Origin of the sequence: Paraburkholderia sp. BL25I1N1 (assembly GCF_003002025.1) — a bacterium.
Classification (GTDB): domain Bacteria; phylum Pseudomonadota; class Gammaproteobacteria; order Burkholderiales; family Burkholderiaceae; genus Paraburkholderia.
Window position 1 is genome coordinate 102,636 of the sequence record NZ_PVZB01000004.1, and the last position, 19,768, is coordinate 122,403.

Here is a 19,768-nt window from a genome sequence, read left to right on the forward strand (position 1 = left end):
TCGATCCGGTCTGATTGCATGGTAAAAAAAGGGCGGGGGCGGCGCTGTCGGCTGCGCTGCGATTTTGGTGTAGGCGTGCTCCGGTGTTTGCGTCGGCGCACTCCTACACGTCCGCCGCGGCGCGGCGCTTGCCCTTGCTAGACGGAAGTTCGCGAAGGTGTCGCCGGCGGCAGATCGACCGATGGCGTCGCGGTGCTGACGCTCGGCATCTCCACATGGATGTCGGTGCCGTTCGGCACGCCGCGGCGGATATCGAAGCGGCCGCCATGCGCGGCGACGCGCTGGCGCATGCCCAGCAGCCCGTGGGTGTGCGTGCGCTTCAGATCGGCCGGCATGATGCCGACGCCGTTATCGGCGATATGCAGCGCCACCTGGCCGTCGCCGACCTGCAAGGCGATCGATACCTTCGAAGCTCGCGCGTACTTGGCCGCGTTGGTAAGCGACTCCTGCGCGACGCGGAACAGCGCGATCTCGGTTTGCTCGTCGAGCTTGATGTCGTCGGCGGGCAGGTGCAGGTCGAGCGTCCAGTTGTTGCGCTGCGCGGCTTCGTCGGCGAGCGTGCGCAAGGCGGTGACGAGCCCGAAGTTCGCCAGCACCGTAGGCCGCATATCTTCGATGATGCGGCGTTTCAGCGCGATGCCCTGGTCGAGATTGGCGAGCGCCCGCTTGAGTTTCTCGGCGATGTCCGGCTCGCTGTCCTTCAGCTTGCGGTTGGCCCACGCCACGTCCATTTTGCTGGCCGTCAGAATCGCGCCGAGTTCGTCGTGCAATTCGCGCGCGAGCTGGGTCTTCTCGTTTTCACTGACCGCCTGCAAGTGCCAGCCGAGCGCCTCGAGTTGCCGGGTGCGTTCGTTGACGAGTTGATCGAGACTCTCCTGTTGTGTGATCAATTGACGCTGCACGCGTGCCTGGCGATCGATCTGAATGCCGAGATTGCGAAACAGCAGAATGAACAGCACGATGTTCAGCGCCGAGAGACCCGCTGCGCACAGCGTGGAAATGCGCTGATCGCCGCGGCTCGCGATAAGCGCGTGTTGGGCGCGGCGTTCCTCGTTGTCGCGCAGCAGCGAGAGCGTGCTGTCCACCAGCGACGCGTCGGCCGGGTTGGCCTCGCTCGCACCGCCGCAAGCGGACAGATCGAGCGGATGGGGCGCCGCGCGTTGCAGCGCGGACGCGCCCGCGCCGATCCGCGCTTCGATCAGCGCAAGAATCTGCGTGAAACTGGCAAGCTCGGCGCTGTCCGCTTTGCCGCCACGGTAGAAGCGGTTCAACGGCTGTTCGCTCTGGCGGATGCGCGCCGCGGTCGCGCAGAACTCGTGCGCGGCGGCGTCCTGCTTCGTCAGAAGAAAATCGCTTTGCAGGGCGCTCAGGCGCGACAACTGGCTCGCCAGCGTGCTCAATTGCACGGTGACGTCGCGCGCTTCGAGTGCGGTTTCGTATTCGGCGGCAATGCGCTGGCGCGCGGTCTCGAGTATCACGAGGCCGCCCACGGTAATGACGATCGCCACCGTCATGGCGATCGCCCAACTGCGGTTGTGCATCCAGTGGCTCAGCCGGGCTGCGGCCCCAGGCGCTGTGGAACCGGCTTTATCCGCGTCCGGCACGTTCTGCACATTTGGCACATTGGGCTCCTCTGATGGGGCATCAGTTTAACGCCCGCCGCGTTCGGCGACGGTGCCGTGATCGCGCGGCCGTTGCGGCGCTGCAAGCCGGACCGGCGAGGCGGACATGCCCGCCGTAACGCCGCCGTAATCCAATGTAAGCGGATTCTCACACGAAAACCGGCGTGCGTCGGAATGCGCCGCGCGTGGCCGATGGATAGGATGGACCTGATCGTTCAATCAATGTTTCGGGAGGAAGCCATCATGCTGAAATGGGCGTTGTTCTTCGCCGTCATCGCGGTGATCGCCGGTGTTCTGGGCTTTACCGGTGTCGCGGCAGGCGCGGCGGCAATCGCGAAGTTCCTGTTCATCGTGTTTGTGATTCTGTGCGTGGTGTTCCTCGTGCTGGGCTTCGTGGTGACGAAAAAGATCGTCGATTAGTGCTGCTCGCAGGTAAGTCGCGAGCCGTTTCTGAAGACGGGAGACCGGTCCGACGGTCAATATTGTGCGCCCATGCCGCGCAGTTACAGCAAGAAGGAGAGTCGTCATGCTTCACTATGCCATCGTCTTTTTCGTGATTGCGATCATCGCCGCCGTGTTCGGTTTTACCGGCATTGCAGCGGGTGCGGCCGAAATCGCCAAGATTCTGTTCTACATTTTCCTCGTCGTATTCGTGGTCACGCTGCTGCTCGGCGTGTTCCGAACATAGACGGGTGGCCCGTCGTGGCCATCGTTCCTTGTGACGGCGCATCAGGCGCGTTTCGTGCGTGATGCGCAGTTCCCACTCATACCGGATAAAGGAGAAATTCAATGTCGAAGTCATCTACCGCTCAGGGCGCGCCGACTCAATCCAGCGATCCGTTCGTGATGGACCTTCAAAAAATCCGCGAAGACGCACGCAAGCACATGTCGGATGGCCCGGTCACGCAATCGTATGGCGCGGACCGCGAGACGGTGCTGAAGCTGTGTAACGACGCGCTGGCCACCGAAATCGTCTGCGTGCTGCGCTACAAGCGCCATCATTTCATGGCCAAGGGCATCAATTCGGAAGCCGTCGCCGCAGAGTTCGCTGAGCACGCGGCCGAGGAACAGCAACACGCCGACAGCATCGCCGAACGGATCGTGCAACTGGGCGGCGAGCCGGATTTCGCGCCGGACGGTCTGAAGACGCGCTCGCATTCGGAATACAAGGAAGGCGAGAACCTCACGGACATGATCAAGGAGAACCTGATCGCCGAGCGCATTGCGATCGACACGTACCGCGAGATCATTCGTTATCTGGGCGATAAGGACGTGACGACGCGTCGTATGTTCGAAGAGATTCTCGCTGTCGAAGAGGAGCATGCCGACGACATGGCGGACTTGCTCGAAGGCCGCGAGTAATCGGGAGCGCGCGGCTGTGCGCGGCGGCGCGCAAAACGTGGAACGTAGACGCGAATAGCGCATTAGGGAAACGTAGCACGGCGGCGAGCGGCAGCGCTGTACATCGCGACCCGCTGCAGGCGGCGTGGCGGACAGCGCTAATGGCGCGGGTGGACCGCAAGGTTGCGCTCGCCGGCATGCGCCGCCTGGTTTTCCCAATCCGGCGGAAGCCATGCCGGAGATCATTACAATGTCTGCTTTGAAGCGATTTCATTGCACGGACACCCAAACCGATGATTCGAGTGCTGATAGCTGACGACCATGCGATCGTCCGAGGTGGCTTCAAACAGTTCGTCGCCGACGAGCCGGATATGTGCGTCGCGGCCGAAGCGGCCACCGGCGACCAGACCATCAGCCTCGTGCGCGAACAGGCCTTCGACGTGGTGCTGCTCGACATTGCGATGCCGGACAAGAATGGCATCGATACCTTACGCGTCATCAAGCAGGTGCGCCCTGAACAAGGTGTGCTGATTCTGTCGGGCTACCCGGAGAGCCAGTACGCAATCAATCTGCTGCGCGCGGGCGCGAACGGTTATCTGAACAAAGACTGCGAGCCGGAGGAAATCGTGCGGGCGATTCGCGCGGTGGCGCGCGGGCATCGTTATCTCTCCGAGGCGGTCGCCGACACGCTCGCCGACAATCTCGACAAACCAGCGGCAGGGCGGCCGCACGAAGCACTCTCCGAGCGCGAATTCCAGATTTTCTGCAAGCTCGCGGCGGGGCAGATTCCCACCGACATCGCGGAGGAATTGCATCTGTCCGTAAAGACCGTGAGCACTTACCGGGCTCGCGTGCTGGAGAAAATGCGGTTGGCGAACAATGCCGATCTGACTTATTACGCGATCAAGAACGGCTTGATCGAATAATGCGCGATCGAGATATTCCGATGAACAGCGAATCGAACCCTGTTGTCGACCCAGCCCGCCACGCGCCATTGCGTGTGCTGCTGATCGAGGATTCGCCGCTGATTCGCAGAAGCCTCGTGGAAACGATCGACGCGTCCGGATTGCTCAAGGTCGCCGCGTACGCGGATTCCGCGGATCAGGCCATTGCTCTCCTGGGCGACGAGTCCTTCGACGCGGTGATCGTCGACCTGCAGTTGAAGCAGGGCTCGGGCGTGCCCGTGCTCGCCTATTTGCAGCGTGAGGGATTGATCGACAGAGTGTTCGCCGCGGTGCTGACCAATCACGCATTGCCCGCTTACCGGGAGCGCTGCGAGCAATATGGCGTGCGGCACTTTTACGACAAGTCGTTCGAATTCGATCGCGTGATCGACGCGCTGCATGAATATGCGTATGCGCGAAGCAGCAAGTAAGCGCTCCGCGCCGCGCAGATAGCGGACTAGCTCGCCGCGCGTGCGGGAAGCGCCAGATGATTCCACGCCGCCAGCCCCGCGAACACGATGCCGGCCACGCTCACACCGATCCACCCGAACGCCGGCCAGACCACTGCGCCGACGCCGGAGCCGAGTGCTCCGCCGATGAAATACGCCACCATGTACACCGTATTCACGCGGCTGCGCGCGTCCGGCTTGAGCGCGTAGATGCGCGACTGATTGGAAATCTGCGCGGCCTGCACGCCGATATCGAGAATGATCACGCCGACTACCAATCCCGCGATGCTCTTCGCCGATACGCCGAATACGACGAACGAAATCGCCACCAGCACGATAGACAGGGTGATGATCGCGCGCGGTCCACGTCGATCGGAAAACTTGCCGGCGAGCGGCGCGGCCATCGCGCCTGCCGCGCCGACGATACCGAATAGCCCGGCCGCCTGCGGCCCGAGATGAAACGGCGCGCCGGCCAGCAGCAAGGCCAGCACCGACCAGAAGATACTGAATGCCGCGAACAGGGCCGCGCCGGTGAGCGACGCTTCACGCAATTCGCGATGCTCGACGATCAGATGCCACATCGACACCAGCAGCTTGCCGTAGGGCAGCGTCGAAGTCGGCTGGCTCTTCGGCAGACGCATCATGATGACTACCGCCAGCACCAGCAGCGCGACCACGGACGCGCCGAACACCGCGCGCCAGCCGAAATATTCGGCGATTACGCCCGACGCCGTTCGCGCCAGCAGAATCCCCAGCAGCAAACCGCTCATCACCGTGCCGACCGCGTGGCCGCGTTCGGACGGCGGCGCGATTTCCGCCGCGAACGGCACCGCTTGCTGCGCGATGGTGGCGAGCACGCCGATCGCCAGACTCGCGACGATCAGCACGGTCAGCGTCGGCGCCGCGGCGGCCACGACCAGCGCGACGCAAATGGCGGCGATCTGCAACAGGATCAGACGGCGCCGGTCGAAACGGTCGCCGAGCGGCGCGAGCAGCAGCATGCCGGCCGCGTAGCCGAGTTGCGTGACGGCCGGCACCGCGCCGACCCACGACGCGCTGTGCGGAAACGACTGGCGGAAGTCGTCGAGCAGCGGCTGGTTGTAATAGATGTTCGCAACCGAGACGCCGGCGATGGTGGCGAGCAGAAACAGCAGGCCGCGCAACGACCGGTCGGCGGAAGCGGGAGTAGACGCGTTCGAAGTGGACATGAGAGGGCACAGTCGACGGACCGGCCCATGCACGGTCCTCAAGCGTGCCGATCATACCGGAGCATGGCGGATCGTGCTGACGGCGGCGAGACAGAGCGGCCCGCTCGCGCAGCGGCCTCACAACGCCTTGCCGACAAAATGAGATGGAGTTTCGGCTTACGTTCGTAAAATCGGCGCGCCTTATCCGACCGACGCTTTACAAGAACGACTCCATGACCTCGATCACGAAACACGAACCTCGACACATCGGCGGCTCGCTGCTCGTCGCCTTGATTTGCCTGGCGGCGTGGGCGCTCTACACCGCGATCGCAATGCGCGATCCGCTCAAGCTGATGCTCGAATGGGAAGTGCTGGCCGTGTTCGCGCGGCCCGAAACACACGGCTGGTATCGCACCGTGATCGCGATGGTGGGCTGCGATGTGCTCACGGGCGCGTTCATCGTCGTGGGGACGGGCTGGCTGGGGCTGCTCGCATGGCGCAAGTCGCCGCGTTTTACCACGCACGTTCAGGCGTGGCTGCTGGCCATCGTCGTGCTGCGCACCGTCGCGTATCTACTCGGCGATAACATGACGCACGCGATCGGTATCGACATCGCCATTCCGTACGACGGCTTCATTCAGGCTGTCGTGGCGGCCGCGCTCGGGATTCCGTATTTCAGGCTGTCCCGGCGCGTTCGTGAGACTTTCGTCGACGCCTGACCCGCACGCGTCAATCGATCAGATCGCCTTCGGGCTCATAGAACGGATACGGGCCGTCGGCTTTTTCCACATACGCGTGATGCGTGATAATGCCGGTCGCCGGATCATAGTGATGCAGCGCATACGCGGGCGGTTCCATCATGAACGCGGACGGCGCATCCTCGCGCAGATCGAGCGCAACCTGATGCGCGGGCGCCGGCACCGCGGAGGCGATCGTGCCGCCGAATCGCACGAACATGGGCCGGTGCACATGCCCGCAGATCACCCGCTCCACGTTCGGATAACGCGCGATCAGCGCAGCGAGTTTGCCTGCCGCAGCGGGATCGAGCCGCAGTTCGTCCATATGCCCGATGCCGCACACAAACGGCGGATGATGCAACGCGACCACCGTCGGCTTGCCCTGGGCCGCATCGAGTTGCGTGGCGAGCCACGCGAGCCGCGCATCGCATAGATGGCCGGCGCTTTGTCCCGGCACCATCGAATCGAGTGCGATGATCCGCAATGGACCGACATCGACGGCGTACTGCACGAATTCACCACCGCTCGCCAATTCCTTGCGATCGGGAAACGCGGCGCGCAAGGCAGCACGTTCGTCGTGATTGCCGACCAGCATGAAGTAGGGAATCTCAAGCGGCGCGAGCAGCGTCTTCAGGTGTTCGTACTGTTCCGGATCACCCTGATCGACGAGGTCGCCGGTCATGATCACCGCGTCGGGACGCGGCTCGAGCGCATTGAGGGCGGCGACGCAGCGTGCGAGATAGGCGCCGGTGTCGACGCGCCGATAAGCGAGCGCGCTGGGCCGTTTGATATGCAGGTCGCTAATTTGAGCCAGCAGCATGGGGGATGTCCTTTTTATAGCGCGCTATAGAAACAGCGAAAACAGCGCGGCTTCATTACGATAGCGCAATCAGCGCGTCCTGCGTGATGGAAATGCCGACCGGGGTGCCGCGCGCCAATTCCACGCGGCCGGCTACGTCGATCAGCAACGCGTCCGGCGCGGCGCCGCCGATCGTCAGGCGCGTACGCTCGCCGAGAAACGCGGTGCTTTCAATATGTCCACGCAATTGCGCGTGAGCCGGATCGGCCAGATAAGCGTCTTCCGGGCGGAAGAAAATCTCGTGCGCCGAGTTCGCATGCACGGAGCCCGCGGGCAGCGGCACGGCGCCGCCGGTGGTACTCAGCATGCCGTCGCGCCGCTCGCCCGCAAGCCGGTTGATCGTGCCGACGAACTGCGCGACCGTCCGGTTGGCGGGACGGTAGTAGATCTCGCGCGGCGAGCCGATCTGTTCGATGCGTCCCGCGCTCATCACGACGATGCGATCGCCCAGTTCCATCGCTTCGGCCTGATCGTGCGTGACGTAGACGGTCGTGATGCCCAGCTCGCGCAACAACGTGTTCATCTCGCTGCGCAAGGTGTCGCGCAAACGGGCGTCGAGGGCGGTCAACGGTTCGTCGAGCAGCAGCACGCGCGGCTGCACGGCGAGCGCGCGCGCGAGCGCCACCCGCTGACGCTGGCCGCCGGAAAGCTGATCGATAGGCTTATCGGCGTGAGCCGTGAGACGCATCATGCCGAGCAATTCGTCGACGCGTTGCCGTGCCGTCTCAGCGGGCACGCGCTTGATCTTCAAACCGTAGCTGATGTTGCCGCGCACCGTCAGATTCGGAAACAGCGCGTAGCTCTGGAACACCATGCCGACCTGGCGCTTTTCGATCGGCAGCGCGGTGACGTCGTCGTCGCCGAACGCGATGCGGCCGCCGGCGTCCGGTGTCTCCAGACCCGCGATCATGCGCAGCGTCGTGGTTTTGCCGCAGCCGGACGGGCCGAGCAGCACGAGCGTTTCGCCGGCGTCGATATGCAGGTCGAGCGGTTCGAGCACACGTGTGCCGCGAAACGTTTTCGCGCATTGCGTCAGCGTGATGGGAACGGAAGCGAGTTTCATGGCTTGATGGACTTCGAAGGAGGTGCCGCGATGCGTTTTTTCGCCGCGCTGCGCTGGCCGGTCGCATCGACGCCGAGCCATTGCATCGCGACGAGCAGAGGCATCGTCATGATGAAAAAGAGAATCGTGTAGGCGCTGCCGATCTCGATGCGCAACGACGCGTAAGTGTCGGCGAGACCCACCGGCAGCGTCTTGGTATCGGGCGTGTGCAGCATCCAGGTGAGGTTGAATTCGCCGATCGACAGCGTCAGCACCGCCAGCGCGCCGGCCACGATGCCGGGCCGCGCGTTCGGCAGCACGATCGTCACGAAGCGTCGAAAGAAGCTCGCGCCGAGACTCGCCGCGCCTTCCTCGAGCGTGCGCAGATCGCTGCTCGCGCAGACCGCCGCGACCGCGCGCACCATGAAGGGCAGCGTGAACACCACGTGCCCGACCACGATGAACGCCACGCTCATGCGGAACATCGTGAAGCCGCCGTAGACCACCAGCAGCGCGAGCGCGGACGCGAGACCGGGCAGCGCGATCGGCAGCACCAGGAACTCTTCGATGATGCGCGAGAGCCGCGTCTTGCTGCGCGCGAGCACATAGCCCGCGGGCACGCCGGTCAGCAGCGTGATGAGCAAGGTGGCCGCCGCCACTTCGAGCGAGAGAAACACCGAGCTGTGATACTGCGTCCACACTTCGCCGAACCAGCGCAGCGTGAGTCCGCTCGACACGCCCTTGAAGTAGTTGACCGTCAGGCCCGCCAGGATCGACATGACGACCGGCACGATCAGGAACGCGCACAGCAGCAGCGTGACAAGCCATTGGCCGCTTGCCAGCCACGTTCTTGCGTCCGGCCAGCGCACGCGTGAACGCGGTTTGGCGGGTGGTTGTAGAGAGGTAGTGATTGAACTCATTGAAGTACGATTCTCCGCTTTGGAAGCGCCCGGTTCGGAAACGCCGTTCATGCGCTTGCCGCCACGGCCGAGCCGCTCACGCTGCGCGCCAGCGCCAGCACGGCCCACGTCACGATGCCGAGCACGATCGAAAGCCCCGCGGCCGTCACCATGTTCGCGTTGAGGGTGAACTCGGTGTAGATGGTCATCGGCAGCACGTCGATGTCGGTGGCGAGCGTGAACGCGGTGCCGAATGCGCCCATCGCGGTGGCGAAGCACACGGCGCCCGCCGCGATCAGGCCGGGCGAGAGCGCGGGCAACACGATGTCGCGCGTGATGCGCCACGGCGACGCACCGAGCGAACGCGCGGCTTCTTCAAGCGATGCATCGAGCTTGGTCGCCGAAGCCATGACGGTGACGATCACGCGCGGAATCGAGAAGTACAGGTAGCCGAGAAAGAGGCCGCTCATCGAATAGGCGAACACCCAGCGCTCGCCCGTGAGTTTGAGCGAGAGCGCGCCGATCAGCCCCTGGCGTCCCGCCAGCATGATGACCATGAAGCCGACCACCACGCCGGGAAACGCCAGCGGAAACGTGAGTAACGCAAGCAGCGTGCGTTTCAAAGGAAACTCGCGCCGCGCCAGCAGCAGACCCGCGATCACCGAGAGCACCAGCGTCGCCGCCGTGACCGCCGCGGACAACAGCACGGTCGCGCCGAGGCTCGACATGTAGCGCGGATTCGTCAGCATCGCGCGATAGGTGGCGAACGCGTGGCCGTCGCCGCTCAACTGCGCGAGCGCGCCCATCGGCAGCAGCCAGAAGGCGATGAACACTGCCAGCGCCGGCGCGAGCAACGCGATGCGCCAGCGCAGCGGAAACGTGATGTCGTTCAATGCATCACCTGCAGATAACGCTCGCCGAAGCTCGACTGCTTTTCGGCCATCTTGCCGAAGTCGACCGGCTTGGCGCGCGCATAGTCGCTGGCCGGCAGGAATTTCGCGGCGGTTTCGGGGCTCATCGCATTCGGGCGCACCGGACGCAGGTAGGCGTCGGCCCACAGCTTCTGGCCTTCGTCGGAGAGTACGAAGTCGAGCACCTTCTTGCCGTTTGCTTCGTGCGGCGCGCCTTTGACGAGGCTCATCACGTACGGCACCGAGATCGTGCCTTCCTTCGGAATCACGAATTCGACGTTCGCGTGATCCTTGTATTTCGCGCGATAGGCGTCGAAATCGTAGTCGAGCAGGATCGGAATTTCACCGGACATCACGCGCGCGTAGGCGGTCTGCTTCGGCACGATCGGCGCGTTGGCCTTCAGCTTGCGAAACCAGTCGAGGCCCGGTTCGAAGTTATCGAGCGTGCCGCCCAGCGCCTGATTCACCGCGACCGCGCCCGCATAGCCGACGAATGCGCTCGACGGATCGAGATAGCCGATCATGCCTTTGTACTCAGGCTTGAGCAGATCCGCCCACGAGCGCGGCACCGGCTTGCCTTCAAGTGCGTCCTTGTTGACGAAAAAGCCCAGCGTGCCCGAGTGAATCGAGAACCAGTAGCCCTGCGGGTCTTTCTGATTGGCGGGAATGTCGTCCCAATGCGCGGGCTTGTATGGCTGGATCAAGCCCTTGTCCTTCGCCTGGAAGGCCGACGAAACGCCTAGATACACAACGTCGGCGACCGGACTCTTCTGCTCGGCCATGAGTTGCGCGATCGACTGGCCGGAGTTCTTGTTGTCGAACGGCACGCGAATGCCGGTCTTTTGCTGGATCGCCTTGATCTGACTCGCCCAGTCGGCCCATTCAGGCGGGCAGTTGTAGCAGATGGCGGTTTCGTCGGCGTGCGCTGCTTGCGGTGCGAGCGCGACGAGCGCGGCGGCGACCACCGTGCCGGCCGACAGCACGGCGGCTATGCGGCGCGTGAGGCCGCGCCAGAGCGGTCTGAGCGGTTTGATGGGCGAAGCGAAATGGCTGGCAGAGCGGATCACTGCGGGTCTCCTGGAGAAGAAGGGAGCGGGTGGTTCGGGTTTTGGGGTGGATGACTCAAAGTCGTGTTGCAGGACAGCGGGTTAAACGTTTTCATACCGGCACGTGTGGATGCATTTCACGCGCGTTAGCCAATGGCGCTTTGCCTGGTGCTTCAGGCGATCGGTCGCTCGGCGGATAGGGATGTACGCGCAGGCGTTACGTCGTCACGGCTCGAAATCGCCGCGATCGTGGCGCCTTGGCGCAAGCTGTGCGGCAAGGTCAACCTGAGCGAGGTTTCGCTCAACGCTTTGTGAGTGCCGGTGACGCGCGCCAGCAAACGCCGCCAGGCCGCGCAGCCGATTTCGCGATTCGGCGCGCAGATGCTGGCGAGCGCGGGCGACAGCAGCTCGCCCATTGCGAGGCCGTCGAAGCCGAGAATCGACATGTCGTGCGGAATCTGCAGACGCGCGCGGCGCAGGCCGCGCATGACCACCATCGCCAGCAGATCGTTACTGCAGAAGAGGGCGCTCGGGCGGTTCGGGCCGCTCGTCAGATGGGCGAGCACCGAGGGCGCCAGTTCTTCCGCGTTGAAGTCGACTTCGAGCGCGGGCGCCGGCGTGAGGCCGGCTTGCTGCATGGCCTGCGAGTAGCCGAGATGCCGCTGACGGGCGCGATCCGAGGCGGCCAGCGTGCCGGCGAGCATGAGGATGCGGCGATGGCCGTGCGCGATCAGCATGCGCACGCCGTCGTAGGCGGCCAGACGATTGTCGACCGAGACCGACGGACGACGCACCGTGTCGTTATGCATCAGCACATAGAGCAGCCCCGCGCGGTCGAGTTCGTCGAGCAGCGGGTGCGTGTCGGCGTCGGCGACTGTCAGGATCAGGCCTTCGACGCGGTGTTCGCGCAGTGTTTCGATGGCGTGGCGTTCGCGGTCGGCGTCGTACTGCGTGGTCATCAGCATGAGCCGGTAGCCTTGCGCCGACGCCAGTTCGTCGATGCCTTGCAGGCACTCGGCGAACACGGGATTGGCGAGCGTCGGCAGGACCACGCCGATCAGGCGCGTGCGTTCGCCGCGCAATTGCCGGCCGAGCGGGCTCGGGCGGAAGTTCAGGGCGTCGATGGACCGGCGCACCTTGTCCAGCGTGACCGGGTTGACGGTGTGCGGCGCGTTGATCGCGCGCGACACGGTGGCGATGGAGAAGCCGGCGTGCGCAGCGACATCTTTGATCGTCGGGATCATGGGTTTCCGCTCGGGATGTAAACGTTTTCGTGAGCGGATTATCGGGAAGATTTGTGACTTGAGAATGACGCCGGTATTCGCGGTTGCGGCGTGTGGAACTTGAGACGGGCGAAGCGTCGGCGGGCGGTTTGGTACGCCCGGCGGGCAATGGTAGAATTCGCGTCCACACGCGTTTCGACGCCCGCCGGGGTGATGAAATTGGTAAACATAGCGGACTTAAAATCCGCCGCCTCACGGCTTGTCGGTTCGAGTCCGATCCCCGGCACCAAGTCATATCCCAAGACATCCTGAGGACTATCGAAAAACCCGTTGAGTCATGGGTTTGCGGGAAGTATCGAGGGATTCGCTTGCGCGCGCGGCACACCAGCGCGCCCAGTCAAAACGGGCACTATGTTGCGCGAAATGATTTTCTGCCGGAACGTCTTCACAATCGCGCGCAAGGAGTGGAAGTGGATCGACACGAACCCCTTCACGGATGTCTGCGAGCCACCGGACGGTTCTCCGCGTGAGCGGCGCCGGATCCTCGGAAAGAAACGCGACGAATCATGCGCTGGCTCGTCTATCGGACCGGGCGGGAGCCGGAAACCAAAAATCGGGAGGTCTCGCGCCTATATGGCGGCGTTGCGCGGCGGTACACGGCCAAGGAACTGCTTGGCTTGGGCAAAGAGACGCTCAATTGAAGACCGGTTTCGGCCAAGTCTATGTCTACTCTGTTCGGCAACGCGAAGATCGGTCTCGGTAATGCCGATCTGACTTGCTGCGATTGGAGCATGATCTCGACGTTGTTACTAACAATCAATGACTTATGGAGTATTTTTAGGACGCAAGTTTATCTTGCAACCGGTAGTTGTAGACCCCATAATTGCTTTGTAGCGGCGTTGCGGTTTAAATAGCTCCGCCCGGATCAACCTGCGACAAATCAGCGCCGACAATCGTAAGCGTACTTGTAAGTACGTCAGGCCCGGGTACCGCACTATTCCATAGCCTCCCAATTGGGAGGCTATTTTTATATGGCGAAAACAATTTATCTGGATGAGAGTGGGTGTTTGGGCTGGAAGCTGGAGGAAGCGTATGGGCGCGGAGGATCCAGCAGGCACTTCACGCTCGCCGCAGCGGTGCTTCCCGAGGGGGAGGATGCAGTCTTAAATCGCGTTGTCCGCGGCATTTATAAGCGTCGCGGCCGTCCCATCAAGAACGAAATAAAATCCGTTTCACTCTCGCCTGCTGAGCGTGACAATTTTGCGCGACAGTTGGCCGCCATCAAGCGGGACCGGGCCGGTTTTCAATTCGCAACCATAACGGTGAGGAAAGAGAACGTTTCGGCCGGTTTCCGGCGTCATCCGAATGGGCTCTACAACTACATGGTTGGGCTTCTGTTGCTCGAGATGATGGCGCAAGAGCAGTCCGTTGCTTTCATCCCGGACGCACGTAGCGTCCGCATCGAACTCAAGCATGCCATGCACGATTATCTGTGCACGAAGCTATCCGCATTGGGTGCTGATACCTTCCTTGAGACGACGCCTTGGGAGAGCAAGGACTCGCTGGGCCTTCAGTTCGTCGACATCTTGGCGGGCGTCGTTTGGGGAAACCATGAATTCAGGACCGGCAATGCCTACAGGATCGTCTCTCCTCATGTCAGGCAGAAGCGATTGTTCTTCGATCCGCCCCAAAAGGCAACTCTGATTGATGCCGAGCGGGCGACCTATCAAGCGCTCGACTTCGACCCAAACGTCGCCTGATTTAAAAGCCTAGCCCCGCGCTGGGCTTTTTTGCATCTGGGCAGTTGGCCAACATTCCGGGTGAGCGTTGCATCAGTACCGTGATTGACAGCAGTGCCCGTCCGCAGACGTGTCAGACTGACGCCGGATGAAGCGAAGCGGCGACGCGCCATCGCGACAAGCTCGGCGACGACGAGATAACAAGCAGCTTTTGCTTCCATAACGCTGACCGAGCTGAGCGTTCCGCATGCAAGTCATACAGACGCCTCACGCAGTCGAAGGCAGGTCAGACGCACGAAAATGTCAGCTCCGCCTCCTGAGGCGTCCAGCCACGGACGCCATGCGTCTGCATGTCCACCGAGTGCATTTGCTTGCCTTGCCGGCTGCAGTACTCGTCGGCACGTTTCAGGCTTGACGCCTTTACTTCGCCCCATGGTGTCATGCCGCCGCGGACTTGGGTCGTGACGGTGTAGTTACCGTCGCCGGCCGGTGTCACGTCAGTTATGGTTGTGCATGCGGCGAGCATGGTCAGTGCCGCCAAGGTTGCTTGCGTTTTCATGTGATTCCCGTTGTTTGCGGGATTGTGAGGCTATTGGGCTGGCGACCGCAAGCGGCGCGTCGCGAATCGTTTCAAAGCCGAAGGGCACGTTCATCTCGAAGATCTTTGCGGAATTGAAAAGTCTTTTCGTGCGTCGTCGAGCCGCATGATCCCGGGAAGAGCCGCGGTCCCGCATGTCCTGGCGGCTTCAACTACCGTCATACCATAGTGAAGCGAGTGGGTCAGGAAGTGAAACTATTCGTCGCGCCAGTCCACCAGTTCGCCATCCAGCCAGATCACGCCGTCACGGTCATGCACTGAAATTTTCATAGCGCCTGTTCGAAAAGTCGAGAAGACGAAACAGGCCGCGAGTCGCCCCCATCGGCCCGGTATTCCGCAAGCCACCGCTCGCGCTTCGCTGCCGCGGCAAGCACGTTGCGCTCCTTCACATGACCGAAGCCGCGAATCTCCTCGGGCAGATTGGCGAGTTTCATTGCCGTATCGAATCGGGCGGTATCGAGCGTTGCGCAGAGTTCGTCGATCAACGCGAAATACTGCACGATCAGCTCACGCTCATTGCGCCGTTCTGCCGTCTTGCCGAATACGTCGAACGTCGTGCCGCGCAGGAGCCTGAATTTTTCGAGCACGCGGAACAACGTGAGGGTCCATTGCCCGAAGCGTCGCTTCCTCAGGTGGCCGTGCTCGTCGCGTCTGGCGAGCAATGGCGGCGCGAGATGAAACGCGAGCTTGTAATCGCGGCCCGGCTCGCCTTCGAACTGGGCCCGCAGCTTGTCAATGTAAGCCGGATCCGCATAGAGACGGGCCACTTCGTACTCGTCCTTATAGGTCATCAGTTTCGCCAGATTGCGCGCCACCATCGGCGTAAGGCGAGGTTTTGCCGCGCCCATAACCGCCGTTTCCTTCGCGCGCAGCCGCTCGACCGCTTCGACATAACGAGCCGCATACCGAGGGTTCTGGTAGGCGCTCAACCGCTCGACGCTGCGCTCGATCAACCGGTCCAGCGACTCCGGCATCTGCACGACAATGGCCTGTTGTCTGGCGGGCTGCGGCGTAAAAGCATCCGCGGCGGCTTCACCGTGCTGCGCGACATAGCGGCCCCATTCGAACGCCAGGCGATTCTTTTCGACGGCCACGCCGTTCAGTTCGATCGCGCGATCGAGACTGTCGTAACCGAGCGGCAGCCAGCCGCGTTGCCAGACAAAGCCGAGCAGCATCGGGTTGGCATAGAGCGTGTCGCCCAGCAGAGCGAGCGCGAGACGATTGGCGTCAATGAAGTCGCAGTCGTCGCCGATGCTCGCGCGCAGATCCTGTTGCGTCTGAACGGCCGGGAAACTCCATTGGGGGTCTCGCACGAACTGCGCGGTCGGCGTGGCGCCGCTGTTGATCGCCGCTTTCGTGATGCCGCGTTGCGTGCGCGCCAGCACTTCAGCGGAAGCGGAGACGATCGCATCGCAGCCGAGAATCAGCCGCGCTTCACCGGCCGCAATCCGCGTGGCGTGCAGTTGCTCGGGTGCCGCCGCGATCTGCACATGACTGAGCACGGCGCCGCCTTTCTGTGCGAGCCCGGCCATGTCGAGCACGGTGACGCCTTTGTTTTCCAAGTGAGCCGCCATGCCCAGCAAGCCGCCGATCGTCACGACGCCGGTCCCGCCGACGCCTGTCACGAGCACGCCGTACGGCTTCGCGAGTGAAGCAATCGCGGGCCGGGGCAACGCCGCGAAGTCGGGCAACGCAGCCGTGGATGCGGGTTTGGCGGGCTTCTTCACCTGTGCGCCTTCCGCCGTGACGAAACTTGGGCAGAAGCCCTTCACGCACGAAAAATCCTTATTGCACGACGACTGGTTGATCTTGCGCTTGGTGCCGAGCGGCGTTTGCAGCGGCTCGACCGACAGACAGTTCGATTGCACCGAACAGTCGCCGCAACCTTCGCATACCGCATCGTTGATAAAGGCGCGCTTCGCGGGATCAGGATACGTGCCGCGTTTGCGGCGCCGGCGTTTTTCGGTTGCGCAGGTCTGGTCGTAGATCAGAATCGAGGTGCCCGTCATCTCGCGCAATTCGCGCTGCAAGCGGTCGAGTTCGTCCCGGTGATGGACCTTCACGCCGTCTGGAAGGCGAATGCTCGCGTCGTATTTTTCCGGCTCGTCGGTCACGATCAGCACGTGCTTCGCGCCTTCCGCAACGACCTGAAACGCGATCTGCGGGACGGTGAGCACGCCATCCACCGGCTGGCCGCCGGTCATCGCGACCGCGTCGTTGTAAAGCACCTTATAGGTGACGTTCGCGCCGGCCGCAATCGAAGCGCGGATCGCGAGCAGACCCGAATGGAAATAGGTGCCGTCGCCCAGATTGACGAACACGTGACGCTCATTCGTGAAGTGCATCTGGCCGGTCCACGCGACGCCTTCGCCGCCCATCTGACTGAAGGTCTCCGTGTTGCGGTCCATCCACATCGACATGTAGTGGCAGCCGATGCCGGCCAGTGCGCGCGAGCCTTCCGGCACACGTGTCGAGGTGTTGTGCGGACAGCCCGAACAGAACCACGGTTGGCGCTCCGTCACGGAACGCGGCGTGGCCGCCTCGCGTTCCTTGGCCTCGATCACCGCAACGCGCGCTTCGATGCGCGCCCGCAGTTCGGCGGGCAGATCGGCTTTGGCGAGGCGCCGGGCGATCGCTTTCGCGATCAGGGCGGGCGATAGTTCGTAGTGCGCGGGCAGCAGCGTCTGCCCACGCGGCACGGACCATTCACCGCCTTCGTCGTCGCGCTGACCGAACTTGCCGAATACCTTGGGACGCACGTCGTCGCGCCAGTTATACAGTTCCTCCTTGAGCGCATATTCGAGAATCTGGCGCTTTTCTTCCACCACCAGAATCTCGTCGAGCCCGGTTGCGAAGTCGCGCGCGTTCTGCGCATCGAGCGGCCATACGCAACCTACTTTCAGCACGCGGATGCCGATGCGGGCGCAGGTTTCGTCGTCGAGCGAGAGGTCGGCGAGCGCCTGCCGCACGTCGAGATAGGCCTTGCCCGCGGTCATGATGCCAAGGCGTGGGTTGGGGCTGTCGATCACCACGCGGTTCAGCCTGTTCGCGCGAATGTAGGCGAGCGCCGCGTACCACTTGTAATTCAGCAGACGCGCTTCCTGCGCGAGCGGCGGGTCGGGCCAGCGGATATTGAGGCCGCCTTCGGGCATGTCGAAATCTTCCGGCAGGACGATATGCAAACGGTCCGGATCGATGTCGATCGACGCGCTCGATTCGACCACGTCGGTGACGCATTTCATCGCCACCCACAAACCCGCGTAGCGGCTCATGGCCCAGCCGTGCAGACCATAGTCGAGATACTCCTGCACGCTTGCCGGATATAGCACGGGAATGCCGCTTGCCACGAACATATGCTCCGACTGATGCGCGACCGACGACGACTTCGCCGCATGGTCGTCGCCCGCCAGCACCAGCACGCCGCCGTTCGGATCGGTGCCGGCCGCATTCGCGTGCTTGAAGACGTCGCCGGTGCGATCGACGCCCGGCCCCTTGCCGTACCACATGCCGAATACACCGTCGACCTGCGCGCCCGGCCAGAGATTGAGCTGCTGCGTGCCCCACACCGCAGTCGCGGCGAGATCCTCGTTAACCCCTGGTTGGAACACGACATCATGTTCCTTCAGATGCTGCTTCGCTTTCCAGAGACCCTGATCGAGCGCGCCGAGCGGCGAGCCGCGATAGCCGGACACGTAGCCCGCGGTGTTGAGGCCGGCGCGGCGGTCGCGCGCCTTCTGCAGCATCGGCAGCCGCACCAGCGCCTGAGTGCCGCTCATATAGACGCGGCCCTTTTCCAGCGTGTATTTGTCGTCGAGCGATACGGAGGCAAGCGCGTCACGTAGCGGGGGCGTCAGCGGGGCGTTCATGGGGAAGTCTCCGGGGGCTTTTATTAGAGGCGGAGTATAGGAAGCGGAATTTCCAACGTAAAATCACGAATACCGAATCCTGCTATTCGAAAAACACATGTCAAAAGACGTTACCTTGCGGCAGATGCGCTACTTCGTGGCGGCAGCCCAGAACGGGCAGTTTTCGATGGCGGCGACGGCCGAGCATGTGTCGCAATCGGCGATTACGAATGCCGTGCTCGCACTGGAGGAAACCCTGGGTACGCGCCTCTTCGAACGCCTGCCTCAGGGCGTCACGTTGACGCCGGACGGGCATGATTTTCTGAATCACGCGAGACACATACTCGATTCGGTGCGCGACGCGGTCTACAAGGCGCCGTTTCGCTCGCACGATCTGAAGGGGACCGTGCGCATTGCGGCGTCGTATACGGTGCTGGGCTATTTTCTGCCCGAGTTGATGGCGCGTTTTCGCGCGACGTATCCCGACATCGCGATTGATCTGCACGACCTGGATCGCGAATCGATCGAACAGGCCGTACTCGCCGGCGACATCGATCTTGGTATCGTTCTGCTCTCCAACGTCGAAAATCTCAGGCGTTTCCGGCACCATGTGCTGATCCGCTCGCGCCGGCAGTTGTGGACCTCGCCCACGCATCCTCTCGCGCAACTCAATGCGCCTTCGCTCGCGGATATCGCGAGTTATCCGTACATTTTGATTACCGTGGACGAAGGCGAGCAGTCGACGCTGCGCTACTGGAAGCAGAACGACGTCGAGCCGAATATCGCGTTTCGCACGAGTTCGATGGAAGCGTTGCGCGGTCTGGTCGCGCATGGTTTCGGCGTGACGATTCTGTCCGATATGGTGTTTCGCCCGTGGTCGCTGGAAGGCAAGCGGATCGACGCGCGGCCCATTCTCAACGCGATTCCGCAGATGGACGCGGGCATGTTGTGGCGCAAAGGCGCAACGCTGGATACGGCTGCAATTGCGTTTCAGCAGTTCCTCATTCATGCATGCGGGAGTTGAAAGCAGGGCGTGAGTGGGTCGGCGAGACTGACACTGCATTGCGGGAATTGAAGCTGGCGGGTGACGCGTATCTGTTTTTCGCATAGCCTCACCATTGTTTTCTTCCTGCACGATTGACTGTCGGTTCACGCCCAACACCGCGCCTGCATTGGCCTGAGCCAGGCCCCGATGCATCGATTCATTGAGAATCGATCGACGACCTTTTTTGCCTGCCGTCATGCCCAAAGAGAGGGCCAGCAAACCCGTCCAGTCTGCGTCGCGCAGCCGCAAATCTCCGCGGGGCTCGCCCGCCGTGCAGGACG

The 19,768-nt window shown here is 62.7% G+C and carries 19 protein-coding genes and 1 tRNA gene; 10 read left to right on the plus strand and 10 right to left on the minus strand.

What is annotated here, in order from left to right; translation table 11 throughout:
* Positions 1-137 precede the first annotated feature (137 nt).
* The gene (locus B0G73_RS07250; protein ID WP_106279340.1) at positions 138-1,622 is read right to left on the minus strand and encodes a sensor histidine kinase; all 1,485 of its coding nucleotides are present in this window, start codon (positions 1,620-1,622) and stop codon (positions 138-140) included.
* A 243-nt stretch (positions 1,623-1,865) separates the two neighbouring features.
* Between B0G73_RS07250 and B0G73_RS07255 the strand changes: the two genes are divergently transcribed.
* From B0G73_RS07255 to B0G73_RS07275, 5 genes are all read left to right on the plus strand, one after another.
* On the plus strand, positions 1,866-2,042 hold the full coding sequence (locus B0G73_RS07255) for a DUF1328 domain-containing protein (RefSeq protein WP_106279750.1): 177 nt from the start codon (positions 1,866-1,868) through the stop codon (positions 2,040-2,042).
* A gap of 106 nt (positions 2,043-2,148) precedes the next feature.
* Positions 2,149-2,310: a DUF1328 domain-containing protein gene (locus B0G73_RS07260; RefSeq protein ID WP_006052455.1), complete on the plus strand. Its 162-nt coding sequence runs from the start codon at positions 2,149-2,151 to the stop codon at positions 2,308-2,310.
* Positions 2,311-2,411: 101 nt separating this feature from the next.
* The gene (locus B0G73_RS07265; RefSeq protein ID WP_106279342.1) at positions 2,412-2,984 is read left to right on the plus strand and encodes a bacterioferritin; all 573 of its coding nucleotides are present in this window, start codon (positions 2,412-2,414) and stop codon (positions 2,982-2,984) included.
* Between the two features lie 272 nt (positions 2,985-3,256).
* Positions 3,257-3,889 carry a response regulator transcription factor gene (locus B0G73_RS07270; protein WP_012433643.1) on the plus strand — a complete coding sequence of 211 codons (633 nt, stop codon included), beginning with the start codon at positions 3,257-3,259 and terminating at the stop codon, positions 3,887-3,889.
* 20 nt (positions 3,890-3,909) lie between these two features.
* Positions 3,910-4,338, plus strand: coding sequence for a response regulator (locus B0G73_RS07275; protein WP_106279752.1), 429 nt, complete (start codon positions 3,910-3,912; stop codon positions 4,336-4,338).
* 26 nt (positions 4,339-4,364) lie between these two features.
* Here the strand turns inward: B0G73_RS07275 and B0G73_RS07280 are convergent, their stop codons facing one another.
* Positions 4,365-5,564, minus strand: coding sequence for an MFS transporter (locus tag B0G73_RS07280; RefSeq protein ID WP_106279344.1), 1,200 nt, complete (start codon positions 5,562-5,564; stop codon positions 4,365-4,367).
* Positions 5,565-5,776: 212 nt separating this feature from the next.
* Between B0G73_RS07280 and B0G73_RS07285 the strand changes: the two genes are divergently transcribed.
* Entirely contained in the window at positions 5,777-6,262 is a 486-nt protein-coding gene (locus B0G73_RS07285) for a DUF2569 domain-containing protein (RefSeq protein WP_106279753.1), read from the plus strand.
* A 10-nt stretch (positions 6,263-6,272) separates the two neighbouring features.
* On the opposite strand, the gene B0G73_RS07290 is transcribed toward B0G73_RS07285, so the two are convergent.
* The 6 genes from B0G73_RS07290 to B0G73_RS07315 form a co-directional block, all read right to left on the minus strand.
* A complete protein-coding gene (locus B0G73_RS07290) occupies positions 6,273-7,100 on the minus strand; it encodes a phosphodiesterase (RefSeq protein ID WP_106279346.1) in 828 nt (275 codons plus the stop codon).
* 55 nt (positions 7,101-7,155) lie between these two features.
* The gene (locus B0G73_RS07295; protein ID WP_106279348.1) at positions 7,156-8,202 is read right to left on the minus strand and encodes an ABC transporter ATP-binding protein; all 1,047 of its coding nucleotides are present in this window, start codon (positions 8,200-8,202) and stop codon (positions 7,156-7,158) included.
* Entirely contained in the window at positions 8,199-9,101 is a 903-nt protein-coding gene (locus B0G73_RS07300) for an ABC transporter permease (protein WP_106279755.1), read from the minus strand. The genes B0G73_RS07295 and B0G73_RS07300 overlap by 4 nt, the downstream gene beginning before the upstream one ends.
* A gap of 47 nt (positions 9,102-9,148) precedes the next feature.
* Positions 9,149-9,973 carry an ABC transporter permease gene (locus B0G73_RS07305; RefSeq protein WP_106279350.1) on the minus strand — a complete coding sequence of 275 codons (825 nt, stop codon included), beginning with the start codon at positions 9,971-9,973 and terminating at the stop codon, positions 9,149-9,151.
* Complete coding sequence (locus tag B0G73_RS07310) at positions 9,970-11,058, minus strand: ABC transporter substrate-binding protein (protein ID WP_106279352.1); 1,089 nt, start codon at positions 11,056-11,058, stop codon at positions 9,970-9,972. The genes B0G73_RS07305 and B0G73_RS07310 overlap by 4 nt, the downstream gene beginning before the upstream one ends.
* A 152-nt stretch (positions 11,059-11,210) precedes the next feature.
* Complete coding sequence (locus tag B0G73_RS07315) at positions 11,211-12,281, minus strand: LacI family DNA-binding transcriptional regulator (RefSeq protein WP_106279354.1); 1,071 nt, start codon at positions 12,279-12,281, stop codon at positions 11,211-11,213.
* Positions 12,282-12,464: 183 nt separating this feature from the next.
* On the opposite strand from B0G73_RS07315, the gene B0G73_RS07320 reads away from it, so the two are divergent.
* The 3 genes from B0G73_RS07320 (at position 12,465) to B0G73_RS07325 (ending at position 14,020) form a co-directional block, all read left to right on the plus strand.
* Positions 12,465-12,549: transfer RNA gene (locus B0G73_RS07320), tRNA-Leu, on the plus strand.
* Between the two features lie 277 nt (positions 12,550-12,826).
* On the plus strand, positions 12,827-12,961 hold the full coding sequence (locus B0G73_RS41135; protein ID WP_258193215.1) for a hypothetical protein: 135 nt from the start codon (positions 12,827-12,829) through the stop codon (positions 12,959-12,961).
* Positions 12,962-13,291: 330 nt separating this feature from the next.
* On the plus strand, positions 13,292-14,020 hold the full coding sequence (locus tag B0G73_RS07325; RefSeq protein WP_181196507.1) for a DUF3800 domain-containing protein: 729 nt from the start codon (positions 13,292-13,294) through the stop codon (positions 14,018-14,020).
* A 265-nt stretch (positions 14,021-14,285) separates the two neighbouring features.
* Here B0G73_RS07325 and B0G73_RS07330 read toward each other — a convergent pair whose 3' ends face one another.
* Both B0G73_RS07330 and B0G73_RS07340 read right to left on the minus strand, forming a co-directional pair.
* Complete coding sequence (locus B0G73_RS07330; protein WP_106279356.1) at positions 14,286-14,558, minus strand: hypothetical protein; 273 nt, start codon at positions 14,556-14,558, stop codon at positions 14,286-14,288.
* 305 nt (positions 14,559-14,863) lie between these two features.
* Positions 14,864-18,463: an indolepyruvate ferredoxin oxidoreductase family protein gene (locus B0G73_RS07340; protein ID WP_106279358.1), complete on the minus strand. Its 3,600-nt coding sequence runs from the start codon at positions 18,461-18,463 to the stop codon at positions 14,864-14,866.
* 97 nt (positions 18,464-18,560) lie between these two features.
* Here B0G73_RS07340 and B0G73_RS07345 point away from each other — a divergent pair, with 97 nt between their 5' ends.
* Positions 18,561-19,466, plus strand: coding sequence for a LysR family transcriptional regulator (locus B0G73_RS07345; protein ID WP_106279359.1), 906 nt, complete (start codon positions 18,561-18,563; stop codon positions 19,464-19,466).
* The last annotated feature ends 302 nt before the right edge of the window (positions 19,467-19,768 follow it).